Raw genomic sequence first — 564 nt, forward strand, 5'->3', positions numbered from 1 at the left:
CCGTGGAGCTGGTCAATGCGCTGGAGCAGGAGAAGTCCCAAGGTCGGCAGGGCCAGATCGCCAACCGCCTGGCACACTCCGATCTCGTCATCCTCGACGAGCTCGGCTACCTGCCGTTCAGTGCTTCAGGCGGTGCGCTGCTGTTCCATCTGTTGAGCAAGCTCTACGAGCACACCAGCGTCATCATCACCACCAACCTGAGCTTCAGCGAATGGGCCAGCGTCTTCGGCGACGCCAAGATGACCACCGCGCTGCTCGATCGGCTCACGCATCATTGCCACATCCTCGAAACCGGAAACGACAGCTTCCGCTTCAAAAACAGCTCAGCTCATGAGCCCAAAACGACGAAGGAGAAACGTAGGAACTTGACCACCCCAACCACGACAGACGATACCTAAGGCGGGTCACTTCTCGGCGCAAATCCCGGGTCAGCTCTCAGTGCAAATCAACACGCACTCCCCTCAAGGTGGGCGATACGGTCTCTGAGTTCCTCGATGACCCGAGGATTGTAGGCGCGCGACATCGTTCACGGACCTCCCCGGCTCGCGTTGCATAGACTTCATG

1 protein-coding gene is annotated in these 564 nt (G+C 59.0%); it reads left to right on the forward strand.

Annotation, left to right across the window (positions count from 1 at the left end):
* A partial coding sequence (locus AB4Z23_RS28010) for an ATP-binding protein (protein WP_441361243.1) occupies positions 1 to 398 on the forward strand: 398 nt, incomplete at its 5' end.
* Positions 399 to 564 lie beyond the last annotated feature (166 nt).

Origin of the sequence: Agrobacterium sp. MCAB5 (assembly GCF_052114365.1) — a bacterium.
In the GTDB taxonomy this organism is placed as follows: Bacteria; Pseudomonadota; Alphaproteobacteria; order Rhizobiales; family Rhizobiaceae; genus Agrobacterium; species Agrobacterium tumefaciens.